Source organism: Sulfitobacter sp. BSw21498, from assembly GCF_006064855.1.
Classification (GTDB): Bacteria; Pseudomonadota; Alphaproteobacteria; order Rhodobacterales; family Rhodobacteraceae; genus Sulfitobacter.
Genome location: NZ_CP040753.1, coordinates 1,135,587 through 1,154,323, shown reverse-complemented (window position 1 = coordinate 1,154,323; position 18,737 = coordinate 1,135,587). Strand labels below are relative to the sequence as shown.

The window sequence follows — 18,737 nt, the reverse complement described above, 5'->3', positions numbered from 1 at the left end:
GCGCATGGAAGTCCTTATCCTCTTTACCATGATCGTCGGGCTGATGTTGCTGGGCGTTCCGATTGCCGTCAGCCTCGGCTTCTCGTCGATCGTCTTTCTGCTGGTGCTGTCCGACAGCTCTCTTGCGTCTATCGCGCAGACGTTCTTTCAGGCAATGGCGGGGCATTATACGCTGCTGGCGATCCCGTTCTTTGTTCTGGCGTCTTCCTTCATGTCGACCGGCGGCGTGGCCAAGCGGATCATCCGTTTCTCTATCGCGCTGGTCGGGCATTTTCCCGGTGGTCTGGCGATTGCGGGTGTCTTTGCCTGTATGCTTTTTGCGGCCCTGTCCGGGTCTTCGCCTGCAACAGTCGTTGCCATCGGCTCCATCGTGATCGCGGGGATGCGTGAAACTGGCTATACCAAGGAATTCGCCGCAGGTGTCATCGCCAACGCGGGCACCTTGGGCATCCTGATCCCGCCGTCCATCGTGATGGTTGTCTATGCCTCTGCCACGGATGTCTCTGTCGGGCGTATGTTCCTTGCAGGCGTTATTCCGGGTCTCATGGCGGGCACCATGCTGATGCTGACCATCTACGTCATGGCGCGGGTTAAAAAGCTGCCCCAAGGCGAATGGCGCGGCTGGGGCGAGGTCTTTGCCTCGGGGCGTGAAGCAGGCTGGGGTCTGATGCTGATCGTCATCATCCTTGGCGGTATCTATGGCGGTATCTTTACCCCCACTGAAGCCGCTGCGGTGGCCGCCGTCTACGCCTTCTTGATCGCGACCTTCGTCTATCGGGACATGGGGCCACTGCACGTCGAAGGTGAGGGGCGCAACCTGTCGCTGATGCGCAAGCCGATGGCGCTGGTCACCGTGTTTTTCCACCGCGACACCCGCGACACCTTGTTCGACGCCGGTAAGCTGACCGTGACGCTGATGTTCATCATCGCCAATGCACTGATCCTCAAGCACGTGTTGACCGATGAACAGATCCCGCAGCAAATCTCTGCTGCGATGCTGAATGCCGGCTTTGGCCCGATTATGTTCCTTGTGATCGTCAACGTGATCCTGCTAATCGGTGGCCAGTTTATGGAGCCGTCGGGCCTGTTGATCATCGTCGCGCCGCTGGTCTTCCCGATTGCGATTGAACTGGGCATCGACCCGATCCATCTGGGGATCATCATGGTGGTCAACATGGAAATCGGGATGATTACTCCGCCGGTTGGTCTAAACCTCTTTGTGACCTCAGGCGTGGCGAATATGCCGATGATGAATGTGGTCAAAGCCGCACTGCCATTCACCGCAGTTCTGTTCGTCTTCCTGCTGATGGTGACCTATATTCCGGTCATTTCGACTTGGCTGCCGACATTGATGATGGGGCCCGAAATTATCACCCGCTAGGGGGATGAGGCCCAACACATAGAAGTAGAAAAGGCGGCGTATCCCAGTGGATGCGCCGCCTTTTGTTTATGTCCTGCAGTGAGTTTATTTGGCAAAATGAAGGTCAGGCGGCAGAGAGCGCTTTGAGGATGGGGACGAAATCAGCGGCCTTAAGGCTCGCGCCTCCGATCAGGGCACCGTCCACGTTTTCGACCTTGAAGATATCCGCCGCGTTGTCCGGCTTTACCGAGCCGCCATACAGCAGCCGCAGCGCGCCGCTGACATCGGAGCCAAAGCGTTTGGCAAGTTGGGCGCGGATGAAATCATGCACTTCGATGATCTGATCAAGCGTCGGGATTTTGCCAGTGCCAATCGCCCAGATGGGTTCGTAAGCGACGACGGTATTATCGCCCGTGCAGCCATCAGGCAGGGAGCCCGCGAGCTGCTTGGCGATGATATCCAATGTTGTACCTGCGCTGCGGTGTGCTTCGCTTTCGCCGATGCAAATGATGGCGGTCAGCTCTGCGGCCCAAGCGGCTTGCGCTTTGCGGGCGACGTCAGCGTCGCTTTCGGCATGAGCCTCGCGGCGTTCTGAATGCCCGACGACCACGTAAGTCGCGCCGATGTCCTTGATCATCGGGGCAGAGATATCGCCGGTGAACGCGCCTTTCGGTTCTGTGTGGCAATCCTGCGCGCCGATGCCGACGGAGGTACCTTGCGCAGCAGTGACAGCCGGCATCAGATAGGCGGAAGGCGGGCAGATCACGGCCTCTGCACTGTCGCTGTCCATCGCAGCGGCAACATCGGCCAGCATGTCCAGACCGGCCAGCGAGCCGTTCATCTTCCAGTTTCCAGCGGCAAGCTTGCGGCGCATGTGCATATCCTTCATGTGGTTTTACAAAGGGATACCAGCGCCACCCCGACAGGGCAACGTCAAGCTCACGTCACACGCAGCGCGAGCGGCCGGCTGCCGTTAGCCGAATTTAATGGATTCGCCACACCCGCAGGCTTCGGTCACATTGGGATTGCGGAACTTGAAGCCGGATTCCAGCAGCGAGGTTTCATAGTCGATTTCGGTGCCGAAAAGAAACATCTGTGCCATCGGCGCGATCATCACCCGCGCGCCGTCCTGTTCGACAACTTCGTCGTTGGTGTCGGCCTCGTTCACATACTCCATGGTATATTCCATGCCGGCGCAGCCCCCTTTTTTGATGCCGATGCGCAGACCGGCATGGCCTGCGGACGTCATCAGCTTGGTGATCTGATTGGCGGCTTTGGGGGTGATGGTGACGGCTTGCTTGCCTGGGATCGCGAACATGCTGAATACTCCTGTTACTGATAAGATAAGGCCTTTGGCGCGGTTTCTCAAGCGGGGGTCTGCACAATAGCAAAAGGCCGCCCCCGAAGGGACGGCCCTGTCGTCAAACGCTGCTGCGCAAGGTCATATGCTGTTGTTCACAGCCCCATGCAGTTTGCGTAATAGGTTACGGTTGCGGGCCAGTCAGAGAAGACACCCTTTACGCCCGCTTCTTGCGCCAGAACATCAAGCGCAACCAGATAGTCGCTGTCGTCGGTGATGATGTCGCCGACCGACTGGAAGTACCATCCACCGCCTGTGGACAGCGGACCAGAGCGTTCCAGCGTCCAGGCAATCAGGTTCAGACCGGCTTCGCTTGCTTTCATCGCATAGTCAGAGGCGGCCAGTGTGCCGTCCTTGTTGGTCAGCAGCATGTTCAGCGAGGGGGCCAGATACTGCACGCCTTGCTCTTTCAACTGGGCGAAATCCTGCGTCCAGGTGCTGGGGTCCTGCTCGTCGAAACCTTCGCTCCATTCCACCAGATAAACGGCTTGCTTCCCGAACTCTGGCTCGGCCTTGATCCAGTAAAGTACATCATCCAGGTTAAACGACTGCGCCCACACGTCCGAGGCAGGGATGCCTGCGGATTTGTATTCGTCAATCATTTTTTGCGCGTAGTCTTCCTGGCTGAAGCCGTCATGCGGCATCTCGACCGAGGCGGACTTTAGTTCGGGGGTGAACTTTGCACCAAGGGATTTGAACAGCTCGATCGATTCCGCGTGGGTCATCAGATCGGCACCGTCGCTATAAAGCTGCGTGCGGAAGCTGGCGACGCCGCCCTGATACTCTTCGGCAGTCGTGGCTGTCGCATCGGCGCTGTCCATCTTGGGGGTCAGCGTTTCGAACTCGGCTAAGGTGATGTCAGAGGTGCGGCATTCGGCGCTGGCACCATTCTCGCCCGCAGCAGCGGTAAAGCCCGCGGTGCATTTATCAGCAAGATCGGTCAACAGGATGTTGGTGGTGGTGTGCAGATCGTTCTGGGCGTGGCGGCAGACCAGCTCGTGATCTGCTGTAAAGGTCACGTCACATTCCAGAATGCCGGCCCCCATGCGTACCGCAGCAACGTTGGATTGCACGGTATGTTCGGGGAACATCAGCGGCGCGCCGCGGTGTCCGATCGAGAAATCGGTTTTCGACGGCGTCTGGCCCATGCAGGAAGCCAGCTTGTCCTTAAGATCGCCATCGGGGAGCTTGTCTACCAGATAGGCGGGACGGGGGCCGTATTCGACGGGCGTGGGGGTGCTATGGGCATCGGCCAGCAGCGCGGTCGGGGCCAAGGCCAAAGCTGTAAGGGCAGTTGTTAATCGCATGATCGCTCCAATATAAATCATCTGGCTGCGGTGTGGCTACCGGATGTTACAATGATGCGACCATTGCGTGAAAGTGATGTAAAATCAACCGGGACGTGAGTCACGCCCCGATGTTTGCCCATGGGCTTACATGAATCCCAGTTCAAGACGGGCTTCGTCAGACATCATGTCCATGCCCCATGGTGGTTCCCAAACCAATTCAACGTCGACGGTCTTGACGCCGGGCAGAGGTTCAACCGCATCGGCAACCCAGCCGGGCATCTCACCCGCGACAGGGCAGCCGGGCGCGGTCAGGGACATCTTGATGTTGACCTCGTTTTCCGCGTTGATATCGATCGTGTAGATCAACCCCAGCTCATAGATATTCACTGGAATCTCAGGGTCATATACCGTGCGGCAAGCCTCTGTGATCTGCTCGTACAGCGGATGATCCGTTGACGAGGGCGCGATCAAAGGGGTGCCTTCAAGAGATTGGGTGCTGTCAGTCATCAGGGCCTCGCTGCGTTATCTTATCGTTTATATAGGGATTGCATCCAGCACCGTCCAGAGGACAGCCCCATGATCTATGGTTTGATCTATCCTTTGCGCTTGCGCACAGGCTGCGGCTTTACCCGCGCTTCGATCATGTCATAGATCATGCCGACGATATCCTTGCCAGTGGCTTTCTCGATTCCTTCGAATCCGGGCGAGCTGTTGACCTCAAGGACTTTGGGCCCGCTGTCAGAGCGTAGCAAATCCACACCCGCTTTGCCCAGACCAAAGGCCCGCGCCGCGCGCAGGGCGGTCTCGCGTTCAAGCTTGGTGATGCGCACAACCTGCGCCGTCCCGCCGCGGTGCAGGTTGGACCGGAAGTCGCCATCCGCGCCGGTGCGCTTCATTGCGGCAACGACTTTGCCGTCGACCACAAGGCAGCGCAGATCCTCGCCCGCCGCCTCCTTGACGAAATCCTGCACCAGAAAGTTCGCCTTGAGCCCGCGGAACGCATCGATCACGGATTCAGCGGCCTTTTTGGTTTCAGCCAGCACGACGCCCTTGCCTTGGGTCGATTCCAGCAACTTGACGATCAGGGGCGCGGTGCCCACCAGCGCCATCAGGTTCGACGTGTCCTTGGGCGAGGCGGCAAAAGCGGTCGTGGGCATACCGATTTTTTTCGAAGCCAGAACCTGATGCGCGTGCAGCTTGTCGCGGCTGGACAGAATGCCGGCAGAACCGTTGACACAATAGGTGCCGATGGTTTCGAACTGGCGAATGACGGCGCAGCCATAGGGTGTGACCGACGCCCCGATCCGCGGGATCACAGCGTCATAGCGCGGCAGACGTTTGCCGTCGTAATGCACTTCGGGCGCCATGGCGTTGATCGCCATATAGCAGCGGGTGGTGTCGATCACTTCGACTGTGTGGCCGCGAGCTTCGCCGACTTCGACCAGACGCGATGTGGAATAGTTGCTGGCTTCACGGCTTAGCACGGCGACGCGCAAGGCCCGCTGCGGCGCTTTGTGACGTACGGCAGCGGTGTGGTAGACGTCATAGCTCAGGTCTGGCTGTAGCCGTTTTTCGGTGGGCGAGATGGTGATGTGATCGGTCAGCGCCTGACGCCCCAACAACATACGGCTGGTCATGCCGGCACGGTTGGTGAGGGTCACGTCGATAGGCCAGCTTTGACCCGCAACATCCATCTTGGTCGAAATGACATAGCGCAGTTCGGCCTCGCCATTCGACGAGGTGACTTCGCGCCGGTCGATGATCGGGGCAGAGCAGGTGATGGTGATGTCGTCGTTGCCTGCTACGGGGTGCACGGTGAAACGCACTTTTGGCTTGGACGCGGGTCCAAAGACTTCGATGTCATGGGCATGCAGCGCCGAGGTGCGCGCGCCGGTGTCGATCTTTGCCTTGATCGCAGGCAGGCCCAGATCAGGAAGGGCAATCCATTCTTCCCAGCCAAACGTCAATTCTTGCATGTCACACACTCCGGCACAGCTAAATGATCCCGCCGCCTAGCAGGTCGCCCGCGTCTACTCAAGCCACGACACCGGCTTCCAAATGGCATAAATCCCGGGGTCCGGGGCAGCGCCCCGGCGGTTCGCGCTGGATATAGCGCGGTTTTGCGGACCTTCCATGACAGCCGCCGTGATCGGGCAGATGAACTGCATGATTGCGCCTGTCTTGGTGACATCTTATAGCCGCAGTCATGAAAAAATTCTCGTTTGATCTTCAGGCCCGCGATGGCGCGGCGCGTACCGGTGTCATTTCTACCCCACGGGGCGATATTCGCACACCTGCCTTTATGCCCGTGGGCACCGCGGCCACGGTCAAGGCAATGATGCCCGAAAGCGTCGCGGCCACGGGGGCTGATATCCTGCTGGGCAACACCTACCATCTGATGTTGCGTCCCACTGCTGAACGGATCGACCGTTTGGGCGGTCTGCATAAATTTATGAACTGGGATAAACCCATCCTCACGGATTCCGGCGGGTTTCAGGTCATGAGCCTATCGGAACTGCGCAAGCTGACCGAAAAGGGCGTGACCTTTAAAAGCCACATCGACGGATCAAAGCACGAGCTTACGCCTGAACGCTCGATGGAAATCCAAAAGTTGCTCGGCTCGGACATTGTGATGTGTTTCGACGAATGCCCTGCCTTGCCGGCAGATCGGGCGCGTATTGCTGAATCGATGCGCCTGTCGATGCGGTGGGCCAAACGCAGCCGCGACGCATTTGGCGACCGTCCGGGCTATGCACTGTTCGGTATCCAGCAAGGTGGACTTGAACAAGATTTCCGCGAGGAAAGCGCCAAAGCGCTGATTGATGTGGGCTTTGACGGCTATGCTGTCGGCGGTCTTGCCGTGGGCGAGGGGCAGGAGGCGATGTTCGGCTGTCTGGATTTCGCTACAGATATGCTGCCTGTGGACCGGCCGCGCTATTTGATGGGGGTGGGCAAACCCGACGATATTGTGGGTGCCGTTGCGCGTGGCATCGATATGATGGATTGCGTTTTACCGTCGCGGTCCGGGCGTACGGGGCAGGTTTTCACCCGTCACGGTGTTGTGAATATCAAGAATGCACGCCACGCTGACGACCCGCGCCCGTTGGACGAAGCCTGCACGTGCCCGGCCTGTGCCAACTACAGCCGCGCCTATCTGCATCATGTATTCCGCAGTCAGGAAATGATCTCGGGAATGCTGCTGACATGGCATAACCTGCACTATTTCCAAGAGATCATGGCAGGTATGCGTGGTGCCATTGCGGCGGGCACATTTGACGCGTGGCAGGCTGATTTTCATAGCCAGCGGGCACAGGGCGACATCGACCCGCTTTAGGAAAACCTTCCATCGATTGGAATAAACCTGCGCCCCGGTCCTTGTGATGACGGGGCGGAGGTTTAGGTGCTGTAGTCAAGAGACAACACCCCATAGGAGCTTTCCATGACTGAGGCATTATTCACCCCGTTGAAAACCGGCGCAATCGAGGCCGCGAACCGCATTGTCATGGCCCCGCTGACCCGCAGCCGCGCCAATGACGACACCGGCGAAGTCGGCGATATGCACGTCGAATACTACGCACAGCGCGCCGGGGCCGGGATCATCATTACCGAAGCGTCCCAGATCAGCGCCGAAGGCAAAGGGTACATCAAAACGCCGGGCATCTACACCGAAGGGCAGGTTGCCGCATGGAAAAAGGTAACCGATGCGGTGCACGCCAAAGGCGGCAAGATCGTGATCCAGCTGTGGCATGTGGGCCGGATCAGCCATGTTGATATCCAGCCGGATGGTCAGAAACCCGTCGCCCCGTCGGCCATCGCGGCGGATGTTAAAACCTTTACCAAGAACGGGATGTCCCCCACATCCGAACCCCGTGCGCTGGAACTCGACGAGATGCCACGCATCGTCGCCGATTATGTCCATGCGACCAAAATGGCGCGTAAGGCCGGTTTTGACGGCGTCGAGGTCCACGGGGCCAACGGCTATCTGCTGGATCAATTCCTGAAAACCTCCAGCAACAAACGTGATGACGCCTATGGCGGATCGGTCGAAAACCGCGCGCGCCTGCTGTTCGAAGTGCTGGACGGTGTCGTTCATGCGTGGGACAGCGATCACGTCGGTCTGCGCTTGTCGCCGTTTTCCCCTGCGAACGCGATCGCCGACGATAATCCGCAAGAAACCTTTGATTACGTTGTCGACGCGCTGAATAAATACAATCTGGCGTATCTTCACATGGTTGAAGGGTCGACCGGCCAGTCGCGCGATCTGGACAGCAACGAAGACCTCGGCAAGCTGCGGTCGCTGTTCAACGGCGTCTATATGGCGAACAACCTGTATGACCGCGACATGGCGATTGACGCAGTTGCCAACGGCAAGGCTGATCTGGTGGCCTTTGGTCGCCCTTATATCGCGAACCCCGATCTGGCCAAACGGCTCGAGCTCAACGCACCGCTGAACGACGGTGACACAAGCACCTTTTATGCTGGTGGGGAAGAGGGCTATACCGATTATCCCTTCCTCGAACAGGTCGCTGCGGAATAAGCTCGCTAAGCGCGAAAAAGAAGATTTCCGGCCCGTTTTTTGTCATTCGGGCCGGTTAACCATGGTTATTGCCGCTTTTCGCCGCTAATCATGCGATCCGCGCTTGTCTGTCCGCCGGTGGCGGTTCATTCTGGGGCGGACCTCACGCCAGATGGCCCGCGTTCGAACGGATCACAGCATAATGGGGATTGAAACAGGCGAGTAGGGTCCCCAAATATCCTACTCAGAACAGGAGATGAACGAACGGTCGCCTAAGATAGGGGCCAGTGTCATCTTGCAGTATAAGGAAAAGAGCATGTTAGAGCCTCTGAACGCATCCTACCCGGTGTTGCCCCTGCGCGATATTGTGGTGTTCCCCCACATGATCGTACCGCTCTTTGTTGGCCGTGATAAATCCGTGCGCGCCCTCGAAGAAGTCATGGCCGATGACAAGCAGATCCTGTTGTCCAGCCAGATCGACCCCGGTGTGGATGACCCCGATTCCGACGGCATTTTTAACACCGGCGTGTTGGCGAATGTGTTGCAACTGCTGAAACTGCCCGACGGCACTGTTAAAGTGCTGGTCGAAGGACAGGCGCGGGTGCGCATCACCGAATATCTTGAGAACGATAGCTTCTTTGAAGCGACAGCCGAATATCTGACGGAAGAGCCCGGTGATGAAACCACAACTCAGGCGTTGCTGAAAACCGTCGCCGAAGAGTTCGAGCGGTATTCCAAGGTCAAGAAAAACGTCCCCGAAGAAGCGCTGTCTGCAGTGACCGAAGCGTCCGAGCCTGCGCGTCTGGCCGATCTGGTCGCCGGGCATCTCGGGATCGAGGTCGAGCAGAAACAAGACCTGCTTGAGACCCTGTCGGTGTCCGAGCGGCTTGAGAAAGTCTATGGTCTGATGCAGGGCGAAATGTCCGTCTTGCAGGTCGAGAAAAAGATCAAGACCCGCGTCAAATCCCAGATGGAGAAGACGCAGCGCGAGTATTATCTGAACGAGCAGATGAAAGCCATTCAGAACGAGCTCGGTGATGGCGAAGACGGCAAGAACGAAGTGGCCGAGCTTGAAGCCCGCATTGCGGACACCAAGCTGAGCAAAGAGGCCAAGGAAAAGGTCGACGCCGAGCTGAAGAAGCTCAAGAATATGTCTCCCATGTCGGCTGAAGCCACGGTTGTGCGCAACTATCTTGACTGGATCCTGTCGATCCCGTGGGGCGTGAAGTCGCGCACCAAGAAGGACCTTGGGAAAGCACAAAAAGTGCTGGATGATGACCACTACGGCCTTGAAAAGGTTAAAGAACGCATCGTCGAATACCTTGCCGTCCAGCAACGATCGAGCAAGCTGAAAGGCCCGATCATGTGCCTTGTTGGCCCTCCTGGTGTGGGTAAAACATCGCTGGGTAAATCCGTTGCCAAGGCCACGGGGCGTGAATTTATTCGCATCTCACTGGGTGGTGTGCGTGACGAATCCGAGATTCGCGGCCACCGTCGGACCTACATCGGCTCCATGCCCGGCAAAATCATTCAGGCGCTGAAAAAGGCGAAAACCACGAACCCGCTTATCCTGCTCGACGAGATCGACAAGATGGGTCAGGATTTCCGTGGTGACCCTGCATCGGCCATGCTCGAAGTGCTTGATCCGGAACAAAACGGCACATTCGTCGACCACTACCTTGAGGTGGAATACGATCTGTCGAATGTCATGTTCCTGACCACATCGAACAGCTACAACATGCCCGGACCGTTGCTTGACCGGATGGAGGTAATCCCCCTGTCGGGCTATACCGAGGATGAAAAACGCGAGATCGCGAAGCAGCACCTTGTGGCCAAGCAGATCAAGAACCACGGTCTGAAGGCAAAGGAATTTGCCATCGAAGACAGTGCCTTGACCAGCATGATCCGTTATTACACCCGAGAAGCCGGCGTGCGGAACCTTGAGCGTGAGATCGCCAAGGTTGCACGGAAATCGCTGACCAGGATCGTCAAAAAAGAGGCCGACGCGATTACCGTGACGGGCGACAATATCGAGGATTTCCTCGGCGTGAAAAAGTACCGCTACGGGTTGGCCGAGCTTGAAGATCAGGTCGGTGTTGTGACCGGGCTGGCCTACACGTCGGTCGGCGGCGAACTGCTGCAGATCGAAGCGTTGCGCCTGCCGGGCAAGGGCAGGATGAAGACCACAGGCAAGTTGGGCGATGTGATGAAGGAATCCATCGACGCGGCGAGCAGCTATGTGCGGTCGATCAGCCCCAAGATCGGGGTAAAGCCGCCCAAGTTCGATACGCTGGATATCCACGTCCACGTGCCGGATGGTGCGACGTCCAAAGATGGTCCGTCTGCCGGTTTGGCGATGGTCACTTCGATTGTGTCGGTACTGACGCAAATCCCCGTGCGCCGCGATATCGCGATGACGGGCGAGGTGTCTTTGCGCGGGAATGCGATGCCAATCGGCGGCCTGAAAGAAAAGCTGTTGGCGGCGCTGCGCGGCGGTATCACCACCGTTCTGATCCCCGAGGAGAACGAAAAAGACCTGCCGGATATCCCGGATAACGTGAAAGAAGGGTTGACAATTATTCCCGTCAAACACGTCTCCGAGGTGTTGAAACACGCGCTGGTCCGCGAACCGCAAGCGATCGAATGGGATCAAGATGCCGAAGACGCCGCCGCCGCCGCTGCTTTGGCTCGCCGGAACGCCGCAGGCGACAGTGCCACAGCGCACTAAGCTGGAACGCCAATGACTATAAGTCCGCCCCTCGGGGCGGGCTTTCTAACATAAGCCATATGAATTTTCGCCCGATACGGGTTTGGCTCCAGGCCTTTCTGGATGACCTGCCGCCGCCTCGCTAGGGTTTTGCTAACCTGCTGAAAGGACGAGCAGCTTTATGACTACTCTTAATAAAACCAATACGCCCAATGCCGACATCGCAGACGATACCGCAACACCCGCCGTTGTTGATGCCCCACATCCGGTGATCATGGGGCCGGTGATGCGCAAGAAAGAGCTAATCGATACAGTGGTCGAGCGTTCTGGCGTGAAGAAACGCGATGCGAAACCCGTCGTCGAAGCGATGCTTTCTGTTCTCGGGGAAGCCTTGTCAGACAGTCGCGAGCTGAACCTTCTGCCGTTTGGCAAGCTGAAGGTGATCAATGAAAAAGAGTTGAAAAACGGCAAGATGATCCGCGTGAAAGTGCGTCAGGTTACACCGGGGCAGGGCGACGCTTCAGCGCAAGACGCAGATGTCGATTTGACCGACGTGTGATCCCTTGGTCTGCCGCTTTTCCGGCGCAGATTATTTTTAGCGATACGATAGCGACAATAGCCCTTCACCTTGGTGGGGGGCTTTGCCGTTTGTAGGGCGCGGGCTATCGATCCAAGCGGGGGCAGGCTAATAAGCCTCTGCAAACAAACGCAGAAAACCCTGTCGCCGTTGGCGCAGTTTGCGTTGGTAGAACTGTGTATGTGGTGAAATGGTGGGTCGTGAGAGGCTCGAACTCCCGACATCTTCGGTGTAAACGAAGCGCTCTACCAACTGAGCTAACGACCCGGTAACGCTTCACTACCCTAAGGATCGGGCGGGGTTCAACCCCATTTTTAACGCCCCGACGATTATTTTTGATTTTTTTCTTTCGCAGTGCCGGATTGCGGTGAACACACACGGTAACAGTGCGTTTTTAAACGGTTTTGCCGCCTCAAGGTGATCGCCGTAACGCGAATCTTAGCGGGGGCTTTGCCCTTGGGGAACCCGACGTGCTGAAATTATCGGAACACCGATAGACGGGGTGTCATGGGCAGGTTACTCAATGGGCATTCACGCAAAAGGTGGGAGTGCCTTTTGCTTATATTCAGCAAGACCTTGCAGCAGCGAGGCATCGGGGCCGACCAAAAAACTGGCCCCAAAAGAGGAGGACTTCACATGGCCGTTCAGATTGATCCGACCAGCTACCGCAACCTGGATATCAAGGCGCATGACGATGGCGTCTGGGTGGTGACCCTGAACCGGCCCACCAAGCGGAACGCGCTGGATATCGACACGATCGAAGAGCTGGTGACCTTCTTTTCCACGGCACCCCGTGCCGGTGTCCGTGCCGTGGTTCTCGCAGGCGCGGGGGATCACTTTTGCGCCGGGCTGGACCTGATTGAACACCATGACGCAGACCGCAGCCCGGCCGATTTCATGCACGTCTGTCTGCGTTGGCACGAAGCATTCAACAAGATGGAATATGGCGGCGTGCCGGTGATCGCCGCGTTGCAGGGGGCTGTCGTCGGTGGGGGGCTTGAACTTGCCAGCTCTGCCCATGTGCGAGTGATGGATCAAAGCGCGTATTTTGCGCTTCCCGAAGGCCAGCGTGGTCTGTTCACGGGCGGTGGTGCTACGATCCGTGTCACCGATCTGGTGGGTAAGGCGCGGATGATTGACATGATGCTGACGGGCCGCGTCTATCAGGGGCAAGAGGCGGTCGATTTAGGGTTGGCGCAGTATATCGTCGAAGGCTCCAGCATGGACAAGGCGATGGAGCTTGCCCGCCAGGCCGCCCAGAACCTGCCGCTGTCTAACTTTGCGATTTGTAGCGCGGTGAGCCACATGCAAAACATGTCCGCGATGGATGCCGCCTATGCCGAGGCCGTGGTCGCCGGTTTGGTCAATACCCAGCCTGACGCCCGTGCCCGACTTGCGGCCTTTGCCGATAAAAGTGGCGCGCGGGTCCGCCCCAACGCCGGGTAACGAGCTCCTTGGCTCACGCCTCGTCGGCGGGCGTGAGCCAGACCTATTTACATGCGCCCTTCGGCATAACGTGTCAGGCGCAGGGCCAGCTGCCCGACGGCCAGATGCAGCAGGACGGTCAGGCACGCCAGCACGATCAGTGCGGCAAACATCAGGTCGATCTTGGCGCGGCCATTGGCGAGCAGCATCAGATAGCCAAGGCCCTTTGACGCACCGACCCATTCGCCAATCACGGCCCCGATGGGCGCATAGACGGCTGCCAGCCGCAGCCCTGTTGCAAGGCTCGGCAGCGCCTGCGGGATTTGCACATGGCGCATAAAACGCAAGCGGCGTGCCCCCATCGATTGGGCCAGATCACGGTAGCCGGTGGGCACGCGGGTCAGCCCGTCGTGAAAGGCCGAAGTTACCGGAAAATAGATGATCAGCACCGCCATCACGATCTTTGACCCCATCCCGTAACCAAACCACAGCGTCAGCAGCGGCGCGAGCGCAAAGACAGGCACGGCTTGGGTAAAGACCAACAGCGGCAGCAAAAGACGCTCGGAGGTTTTGGACAGCGACAGCTGGATCGCGGTCGCTGCCCCCAGGCCCGTACCGATGAGCAGACCCAGCAGCACCTCGACCGTGGTCACCCAGGCATTTTCCAAAAGGCTCACGCGGGCATGATACGCCGCTTGCGCCACGCGCCATGGCGAGGGCAAAATGTAATGCGGTGCATCGGTCAGCAGCACGATGCCTTGCCACAGCGCCAATCCCAGCAGGATCGCAAGCGGTATGTCACTGCGCCTCATGCGGGAACACCGCGTAGATGGGATAACAGCGCGCTCTGGCAGGCCCAGGTCTCGGGGGCGGTGATGGCGCGTGGTGTGGGGGGCGCGGGCACTGGCCAGCTTTGTGCGCCCTCGGCGGACAGGATCAGGATGTGATCGGCCAGCCGCGCGGACTCTGCCGGATCATGGGTCACCAACAACACTGTGCGCCCGCTCAACAATTCCGCAGCGAGCTCTTGCATAGCGGCGCGGGTGCCGGCGTCCAGCGCCGAAAAGGGTTCGTCCAGAAAGACGACGGGGCGGTCTTCAAGTAAGGTCCGCGCAAGTGCTGCGCGTTGTCGCATGCCGCCCGACAGCGCCAACGGCTTCTTTTGTGCATGGTCCGCCAGCCCGACGCGCGCAAGCATGTCAGTTGCGCGGTCCCTGTCGGGGGGGGCGCCGCGCAACCGGTCGCCGATCATGATGTTGTCGATCACGCTCAGCCACGGCAACAGCAGATCGGACTGCGCCATATAGCTGATCCGCCCGTCCAGCGGCTGCCCGTCCGAGGGGGTGATCGTGCCCGCAAATACCCCGCCGGTTTCCAGCCCGAGCATGAGCCGTAGCACAGTGGATTTGCCCACGCCCGACGGCCCCAACAAACAGGTCCATGTGCCTGCGGGCAAAGTAATGTCGGCCTCGAACAACGGGCGGCTGTCGATCTGGTGCTGCCCGACAAGGCGCAATGCGGGCGGCGGGGTCATGGCAGGTCCAGCCCCATCTGCCAGAACCCGATCTCTAGCCGCGTGGCGGTCGCAAAGCGTTTTTGCAGCGTATCGCGACGGGGTGCCTGTTCAAGATCGCCGATCCGCCGCGCAACCGCTTGATCGACCATCGCGCCGACTGTCTGGCACATTCCCTGATACTCGGGGTCGGCATAGGTATCGATCCACTCGGCATAGGGGGTGTCGGCGCTGCGCGTCTGTGCCAACCGCTGCCCGATCTCGGCATAGCCCATAACGCAGGGCAGCAGTGCTGCCATGAGGTCAAGGAAATCGCCCTGCATCCCCGCATCTAATACATAGCGGGTATAGGCGACGTTCGCGGGGGCTTCGATTGCGTTGAACAGCGCGGCTTCGTTAATGCCCGCCGCGGCACAGGTGCGAATGTGCAGTGCCATCTCATGATTGACCAGCGCATCGACCGTGGTGGCGCAGGTCTTCATCTCTTCCAGCGTCTCGGACTTGACCACGGCCATCGACCAGGCGCGGGCGAAATGCACAAGGAAAACATAGTCTTGGATCAAGTAGTTCACGAAGCACCGGCGCGGCAGACTGCCGTCGCGCAACCCTTCAACGAAAGGATGATGCGTGTAGCCCTGCCAGTCCTCTGCTGCCGCTCCGCGCCAATGCGCGAAGCTGCGGCCATAGTCCGGCGCGGTCATGGGGCGGTCACATCAATGGCGATGGTCGACACAGGCAATACCTCGGGGATCAGTCCCGCGTCGTGCAAGAACGTCTCGAATGTGGCGTAGCGTCCGACATCCATCGCGGTGGGACGCAGCGCAAAGCGCGGCAGCGTATCTTTCCATGCGCGGGCGTTCAGCTCGTCCTGCAAGTCGGCCGAGGTGGCGGCGAAGATCTCCCAGCTTTCGTCGGGGTGGTTCACGATATACTGCGTCGCTTTCTCTGTGGCTGCCAGAAACCGTGCGATCATGTCTTTGTCCATCGTGTCGCGGTTGGCGACGTAGATCAGCTCGTCGTAAGAGGGCAGCCCTTCTTCCTCGACGTAGAAACAGGTGCCATCGACGCCTTCGATATCCATCTGGTTCAGCTCGAAATTGCGGAACGCACCGATGACGGCGTCGACCTGACCGGACATCAGAGACGGCGACAGTGACCAGTTCACGTTGACCAGCTCCACATCTTCCAGCGACAGCCCGTGATGGGTCAGGATCGCGCCGAGCACCGCTTCTTCAACACCGCCAACAGAGAACCCGACCTTTTTACCCGCCAAATCGGCCGGAGACGAAATGGGTCCGTCCGTCAACGCCAGCAGGCAGTTCAGCGGTGTGGCGACCAGCGTGCCGACCCGTTGTAGCGGTAAGCCTTCGTGGATCTGTAGATGCAGCTGCGGCTGGTAAGAAATCGCGAGGTCCGCCTTGCCCGCAGCGACCATCTTGGGCGGGTCGGATGGGTCTGCGGGGGCGATGACGTCGACCTTCAGGTCTTGTTCGGCGAAATACCCTTTTTCCTGCGCGACGATAATCGGCCCGTGGTCCGGGTTCACGAACCAGTCCAGCAGAAGCGTCATCTCGTCTTGGGCCAGAGCAGGTCCAGTGGTCAGTGCGAGTGCGGCCAGAATATTACATATTTTCATTGGTTTGTCCTTTCAAAGGGGATGGGTCGCCCATGGCGAGCAGGGAAACGGGGCCGTTCCAGTAGGTGGCCAGATGGGTCGCAGCCTGCCACGCGCGCAAACCAGACCGGCAAGCGATCACCGCGCGGGTCTGGTGCGAGGGGCGGGGGGTATCTCGGGTAAAATCGGGCAGGGTGATGCGCAGCGCAGTCGGGGTTGCGGCTGTTGGGGCTTCGCCTTGGCCGCGCAGGTCCACGACCCAATCGCTCGTGCGGATTTGGGACGGCGCGATAAAGCTAAAGCCGTGATCGGGTTCTGGCGCGGTGTCGAAGCGAAAGCCGCCAAAGCGGTAGGACGCGAGGTCAAAGCTGACCAATTGTCCCAACGGCGACGGCGACAATCCCAGAATACACGCTTGGGCCATCTGCGCCTGCGCCGCGCCGACCATGGCAACGACCGGCCCCATGACCCCTGCCGTGTCGCAGCTGGCAGCGCGGTCGGGTAGGTCGGGAAACACCGCCCGCAGCGACGGCGCACCGCCACAGAACCCGCCGACATAGCCCCCGAACCCCAACGCCGAGGCGCTGATCAGGGGCAGACCCGCCTGAAGGCAGTGATCTGAGAGCACATAACTGGTCGCAAAACTGTCGGCGCAATCCAACACCAACGTGGCATCTTGGGTGAGCGTCGCGACATTGTCCGGCGCAAGGGGAACAGCATGGCACACAACCGTACAGCTGCTGTTGCGCGCGGTCATGGCGCGGGCGACGACGATGACTTTGGCGGTGCCGATATCGGCCTCGGTGAACAGTGTCTGTCGGTGCAGGTTTGACAGCGTCACATGATCGCCATCGATCAAGGTAATATGCCCCACACCGGCACCCGCAAGCAGCGGCAGCACCGGCGCGGCCAGCCCACCTGCGCCAACCACGACCACACGCGCAGCCGCCAGCGCCTGCTGGCCTGTCGTGCCCACCTCTGGCAGGATCGTCTGCCGGTCGTAACGGGTCATCGTGTGGCCCTCAGCCAATCGGCGATGCGACCTTCGGGGTTGGCGTGCAGGGTGATGTCAGTCACCGCCGCGACGCTATCGGCACCGGCGTCAAAGGCTCCGGCTGCGCGGGCGACGGACATGCCGCCGATTGCCACCAGCGGGGTCTGCTCTACCAGATCGCGCCAGTCACGCAGACGGTCCAGCCCCTGTTCGTGCCACTTCATTTTTTTCAGGATCGTCGGATAGATGGGACCAAGAGCGATATATTCGGGGCGCAGGTCGAGGGCACGGGCCAGCTCTACTTTGTCGTGGGTACTGACCCCAAGACGCGCACCAGCGTCGCGGATGGCAGACAGGTCTGCGGTATCCAGATCCTCCTGACCCAGATGGATAAAATCGCAGCCTTCCTCTAACGCGATCTGCCAGTGATCGTTGATGACCAAGGTGCAGTCATGTGCCGCGCAGATCGCTTTGGCCTGCCGGATTTCACGGCGTAGCATGGGGGCGGGTGTGTCCTTTATCCGAAGCTGCACCAGCTTGATCCCCAGCGGCACCAGTCGGTCCAGCCATGCCGCACTGTCGAAAATTGGATAGAAACGGTCGAGGCTCATTCCAGAAACGCCTTTCCGATCAACGGAGTCGAGGGCGCGGCCATATCGCGGGGCGGCATCGGGTCGGCGTCGGCGGCAAGCTGTCCGGCGCGGATCGCAGTGGCAAAAGCTTCGGCCATGGCGGCGGGATCACCTGCCTTGGCGACAGCGGTGTTCAGCAGCACCGCATCAAACCCCAGTTCCATCGCCTGTGCCGCGTGCGAAGGCAGGCCGATGCCCGCGTCGATCACCAGCGGCACGTCGGGGAAATGCGCGCGCATGGCACGCAGCCCAAAGACGTTGTTCAGCCCCATGCCCGACCCGATGGGCGAGCCCCAGGGCATCAACACTTCGCAACCCGCCCGCAAAAGTTTGTCCGCGACCACAAGGTCTTCGGTGGTGTAGGGAAAGACCTGAAACCCGTCCTCGGTCAGAATGCGCGCGGCCTCGACCAAACCAAAAACATCCGGTTGCAACGTGTCTTCTTCGCCGATGACTTCAAGCTTGATCCATCGGGTATCAAAGACCTCGCGTGCCATATGGGCGGTGGTGACGGCTTCCTTGACGCTGTGGCAGCCGGCGGTGTTGGGCAGCACATGCACATCAAGCGCGCGGATCAGCTCCCAGAAATCCTGACCGGCGCGATCCCGCCCGCTTTCGCGGCGCAGGGATACCGTTGCCACCGCTGCACCGCTGCGAGCAAAGGCGTCGGACAGCACTTTGGGCGACGGGTATTGCGCGGTGCCCAGCATCAGACCATTGGCAAGCGTTTCGCCGTAGAAACTGCGCAT

The 18,737-nt window shown here is 59.4% G+C and carries 18 protein-coding genes and 1 tRNA gene; 6 read left to right on the top strand and 13 right to left on the bottom strand.

All coding sequences use genetic code 11. The features are described 5' to 3' along the window. Nucleotides 1-4: 4 nt before the first annotated feature. On the top strand, nucleotides 5-1,381 hold the full coding sequence (locus E5180_RS05600; RefSeq protein WP_138923525.1) for a TRAP transporter large permease: 1,377 nt from the start codon (nucleotides 5-7) through the stop codon (nucleotides 1,379-1,381). A 103-nt stretch (nucleotides 1,382-1,484) separates the two neighbouring features. On the opposite strand, the gene tpiA is transcribed toward E5180_RS05600, so the two are convergent. From tpiA to rimK, 5 genes are all read right to left on the bottom strand, one after another. After that, a complete protein-coding gene (gene tpiA / locus E5180_RS05595; protein WP_138923524.1) occupies nucleotides 1,485-2,234 on the bottom strand; it encodes a triose-phosphate isomerase in 750 nt (249 codons plus the stop codon). A gap of 99 nt (nucleotides 2,235-2,333) precedes the next feature. Further along, nucleotides 2,334-2,678, bottom strand: coding sequence for a HesB/IscA family protein (locus E5180_RS05590; protein WP_093733019.1), 345 nt, complete (start codon nucleotides 2,676-2,678; stop codon nucleotides 2,334-2,336). A 137-nt stretch (nucleotides 2,679-2,815) separates the two neighbouring features. Beyond that, nucleotides 2,816-4,027, bottom strand: a complete 1,212-nt coding sequence (locus E5180_RS05585; RefSeq protein ID WP_254700537.1) for a glycerophosphodiester phosphodiesterase family protein — start codon at nucleotides 4,025-4,027, stop codon at nucleotides 2,816-2,818. Nucleotides 4,028-4,153: 126 nt separating this feature from the next. Next, entirely contained in the window at nucleotides 4,154-4,516 is a 363-nt protein-coding gene (locus E5180_RS05580) for an SUF system Fe-S cluster assembly protein (protein ID WP_093733017.1), read from the bottom strand. Between the two features lie 86 nt (nucleotides 4,517-4,602). After that, nucleotides 4,603-5,985 carry a 30S ribosomal protein S6--L-glutamate ligase gene (gene rimK / locus E5180_RS05575; protein WP_138923523.1) on the bottom strand — a complete coding sequence of 461 codons (1,383 nt, stop codon included), beginning with the start codon at nucleotides 5,983-5,985 and terminating at the stop codon, nucleotides 4,603-4,605. 230 nt (nucleotides 5,986-6,215) lie between these two features. On the opposite strand from rimK, the gene tgt reads away from it, so the two are divergent. The 4 genes from tgt (at nucleotide 6,216) to E5180_RS05555 (ending at nucleotide 11,791) form a co-directional block, all read left to right on the top strand. Beyond that, on the top strand, nucleotides 6,216-7,343 hold the full coding sequence (tgt, locus tag E5180_RS05570; protein WP_138923522.1) for a tRNA guanosine(34) transglycosylase Tgt: 1,128 nt from the start codon (nucleotides 6,216-6,218) through the stop codon (nucleotides 7,341-7,343). A 105-nt stretch (nucleotides 7,344-7,448) separates the two neighbouring features. Continuing rightward, nucleotides 7,449-8,546 (top strand): alkene reductase, encoded by a 1,098-nt coding sequence (locus E5180_RS05565; protein WP_138923521.1) that lies wholly within the window; start codon nucleotides 7,449-7,451, stop codon nucleotides 8,544-8,546. A 295-nt stretch (nucleotides 8,547-8,841) separates the two neighbouring features. Continuing rightward, entirely contained in the window at nucleotides 8,842-11,253 is a 2,412-nt protein-coding gene (lon, locus tag E5180_RS05560) for an endopeptidase La (protein ID WP_138923520.1), read from the top strand. 160 nt (nucleotides 11,254-11,413) lie between these two features. Further along, nucleotides 11,414-11,791 (top strand): HU family DNA-binding protein, encoded by a 378-nt coding sequence (locus tag E5180_RS05555; protein WP_138923519.1) that lies wholly within the window; start codon nucleotides 11,414-11,416, stop codon nucleotides 11,789-11,791. 209 nt (nucleotides 11,792-12,000) lie between these two features. On the opposite strand, the gene E5180_RS05550 is transcribed toward E5180_RS05555, so the two are convergent. Further along, nucleotides 12,001-12,076 (bottom strand) — tRNA-Val (locus E5180_RS05550). A 369-nt stretch (nucleotides 12,077-12,445) separates the two neighbouring features. Between E5180_RS05550 and dmdD the strand changes: the two genes are divergently transcribed. Further along, nucleotides 12,446-13,255 carry a methylthioacryloyl-CoA hydratase gene (dmdD, locus tag E5180_RS05545; RefSeq protein ID WP_138923518.1) on the top strand — a complete coding sequence of 270 codons (810 nt, stop codon included), beginning with the start codon at nucleotides 12,446-12,448 and terminating at the stop codon, nucleotides 13,253-13,255. 47 nt (nucleotides 13,256-13,302) lie between these two features. Here the strand turns inward: dmdD and E5180_RS05540 are convergent, their stop codons facing one another. Genes E5180_RS05540 through E5180_RS05510 form a run of 7 tightly spaced genes read right to left on the bottom strand, consistent with a single transcriptional unit; the run spans nucleotide 13,303 to nucleotide 18,737 of the window. Further along, a complete protein-coding gene (locus tag E5180_RS05540) occupies nucleotides 13,303-14,046 on the bottom strand; it encodes an ABC transporter permease (RefSeq protein ID WP_138923517.1) in 744 nt (247 codons plus the stop codon). Beyond that, nucleotides 14,043-14,768, bottom strand: a complete 726-nt coding sequence (locus E5180_RS05535) for an ABC transporter ATP-binding protein (RefSeq protein WP_138923516.1) — start codon at nucleotides 14,766-14,768, stop codon at nucleotides 14,043-14,045. Before E5180_RS05535 ends, E5180_RS05540 begins: the two co-directional genes overlap by 4 nt. Next, a complete protein-coding gene (tenA, locus tag E5180_RS05530; protein WP_138923515.1) occupies nucleotides 14,765-15,448 on the bottom strand; it encodes a thiaminase II in 684 nt (227 codons plus the stop codon). Before tenA ends, E5180_RS05535 begins: the two co-directional genes overlap by 4 nt. Then, entirely contained in the window at nucleotides 15,445-16,383 is a 939-nt protein-coding gene (locus tag E5180_RS05525; RefSeq protein ID WP_138923514.1) for an ABC transporter substrate-binding protein, read from the bottom strand. Before E5180_RS05525 ends, tenA begins: the two co-directional genes overlap by 4 nt. Beyond that, the gene (locus E5180_RS05520; RefSeq protein WP_171048902.1) at nucleotides 16,370-17,374 is read right to left on the bottom strand and encodes a ThiF family adenylyltransferase; all 1,005 of its coding nucleotides are present in this window, start codon (nucleotides 17,372-17,374) and stop codon (nucleotides 16,370-16,372) included. The genes E5180_RS05525 and E5180_RS05520 overlap by 14 nt, the downstream gene beginning before the upstream one ends. Continuing rightward, on the bottom strand, nucleotides 17,371-17,967 hold the full coding sequence (locus E5180_RS05515; RefSeq protein ID WP_138923512.1) for a thiamine phosphate synthase: 597 nt from the start codon (nucleotides 17,965-17,967) through the stop codon (nucleotides 17,371-17,373). Before E5180_RS05515 ends, E5180_RS05520 begins: the two co-directional genes overlap by 4 nt. Continuing rightward, a complete protein-coding gene (locus E5180_RS05510; protein ID WP_138923511.1) occupies nucleotides 17,964-18,737 on the bottom strand; it encodes a thiazole synthase in 774 nt (257 codons plus the stop codon). The genes E5180_RS05515 and E5180_RS05510 overlap by 4 nt, the downstream gene beginning before the upstream one ends.

What these genes read in the sequence shown, in the direction of transcription:
- E5180_RS05600 (WP_138923525.1), top strand. Translation starts at nt 5, where the DNA reads ATGGAAGTCCTTATCCTCTTTACCATGATCGTCGGGCTGATGTTGCTG.
- tpiA (WP_138923524.1), bottom strand. Translation starts at nt 2,234, where the DNA reads ATGCGCCGCAAGCTTGCCGCTGGAAACTGGAAGATGAACGGCTCGCTG.
- E5180_RS05590 (WP_093733019.1), bottom strand. Translation starts at nt 2,678, where the DNA reads ATGTTCGCGATCCCAGGCAAGCAAGCCGTCACCATCACCCCCAAAGCC.
- E5180_RS05585 (WP_254700537.1), bottom strand. Translation starts at nt 4,027, where the DNA reads ATGCGATTAACAACTGCCCTTACAGCTTTGGCCTTGGCCCCGACCGCG.
- E5180_RS05580 (WP_093733017.1), bottom strand. Translation starts at nt 4,516, where the DNA reads ATGACTGACAGCACCCAATCTCTTGAAGGCACCCCTTTGATCGCGCCC.
- rimK (WP_138923523.1), bottom strand. Translation starts at nt 5,985, where the DNA reads ATGCAAGAATTGACGTTTGGCTGGGAAGAATGGATTGCCCTTCCTGAT.
- tgt (WP_138923522.1), top strand. Translation starts at nt 6,216, where the DNA reads ATGAAAAAATTCTCGTTTGATCTTCAGGCCCGCGATGGCGCGGCGCGT.
- E5180_RS05565 (WP_138923521.1), top strand. Translation starts at nt 7,449, where the DNA reads ATGACTGAGGCATTATTCACCCCGTTGAAAACCGGCGCAATCGAGGCC.
- lon (WP_138923520.1), top strand. Translation starts at nt 8,842, where the DNA reads ATGTTAGAGCCTCTGAACGCATCCTACCCGGTGTTGCCCCTGCGCGAT.
- E5180_RS05555 (WP_138923519.1), top strand. Translation starts at nt 11,414, where the DNA reads ATGACTACTCTTAATAAAACCAATACGCCCAATGCCGACATCGCAGAC.
- dmdD (WP_138923518.1), top strand. Translation starts at nt 12,446, where the DNA reads ATGGCCGTTCAGATTGATCCGACCAGCTACCGCAACCTGGATATCAAG.
- E5180_RS05540 (WP_138923517.1), bottom strand. Translation starts at nt 14,046, where the DNA reads ATGAGGCGCAGTGACATACCGCTTGCGATCCTGCTGGGATTGGCGCTG.
- E5180_RS05535 (WP_138923516.1), bottom strand. Translation starts at nt 14,768, where the DNA reads ATGACCCCGCCGCCCGCATTGCGCCTTGTCGGGCAGCACCAGATCGAC.
- tenA (WP_138923515.1), bottom strand. Translation starts at nt 15,448, where the DNA reads ATGACCGCGCCGGACTATGGCCGCAGCTTCGCGCATTGGCGCGGAGCG.
- E5180_RS05525 (WP_138923514.1), bottom strand. Translation starts at nt 16,383, where the DNA reads ATGAAAATATGTAATATTCTGGCCGCACTCGCACTGACCACTGGACCT.
- E5180_RS05520 (WP_171048902.1), bottom strand. Translation starts at nt 17,374, where the DNA reads ATGACCCGTTACGACCGGCAGACGATCCTGCCAGAGGTGGGCACGACA.
- E5180_RS05515 (WP_138923512.1), bottom strand. Translation starts at nt 17,967, where the DNA reads ATGAGCCTCGACCGTTTCTATCCAATTTTCGACAGTGCGGCATGGCTG.
- E5180_RS05510 (WP_138923511.1), bottom strand. Translation starts at nt 18,737, where the DNA reads ATGCGCAGTTTCTACGGCGAAACGCTTGCCAATGGTCTGATGCTGGGC.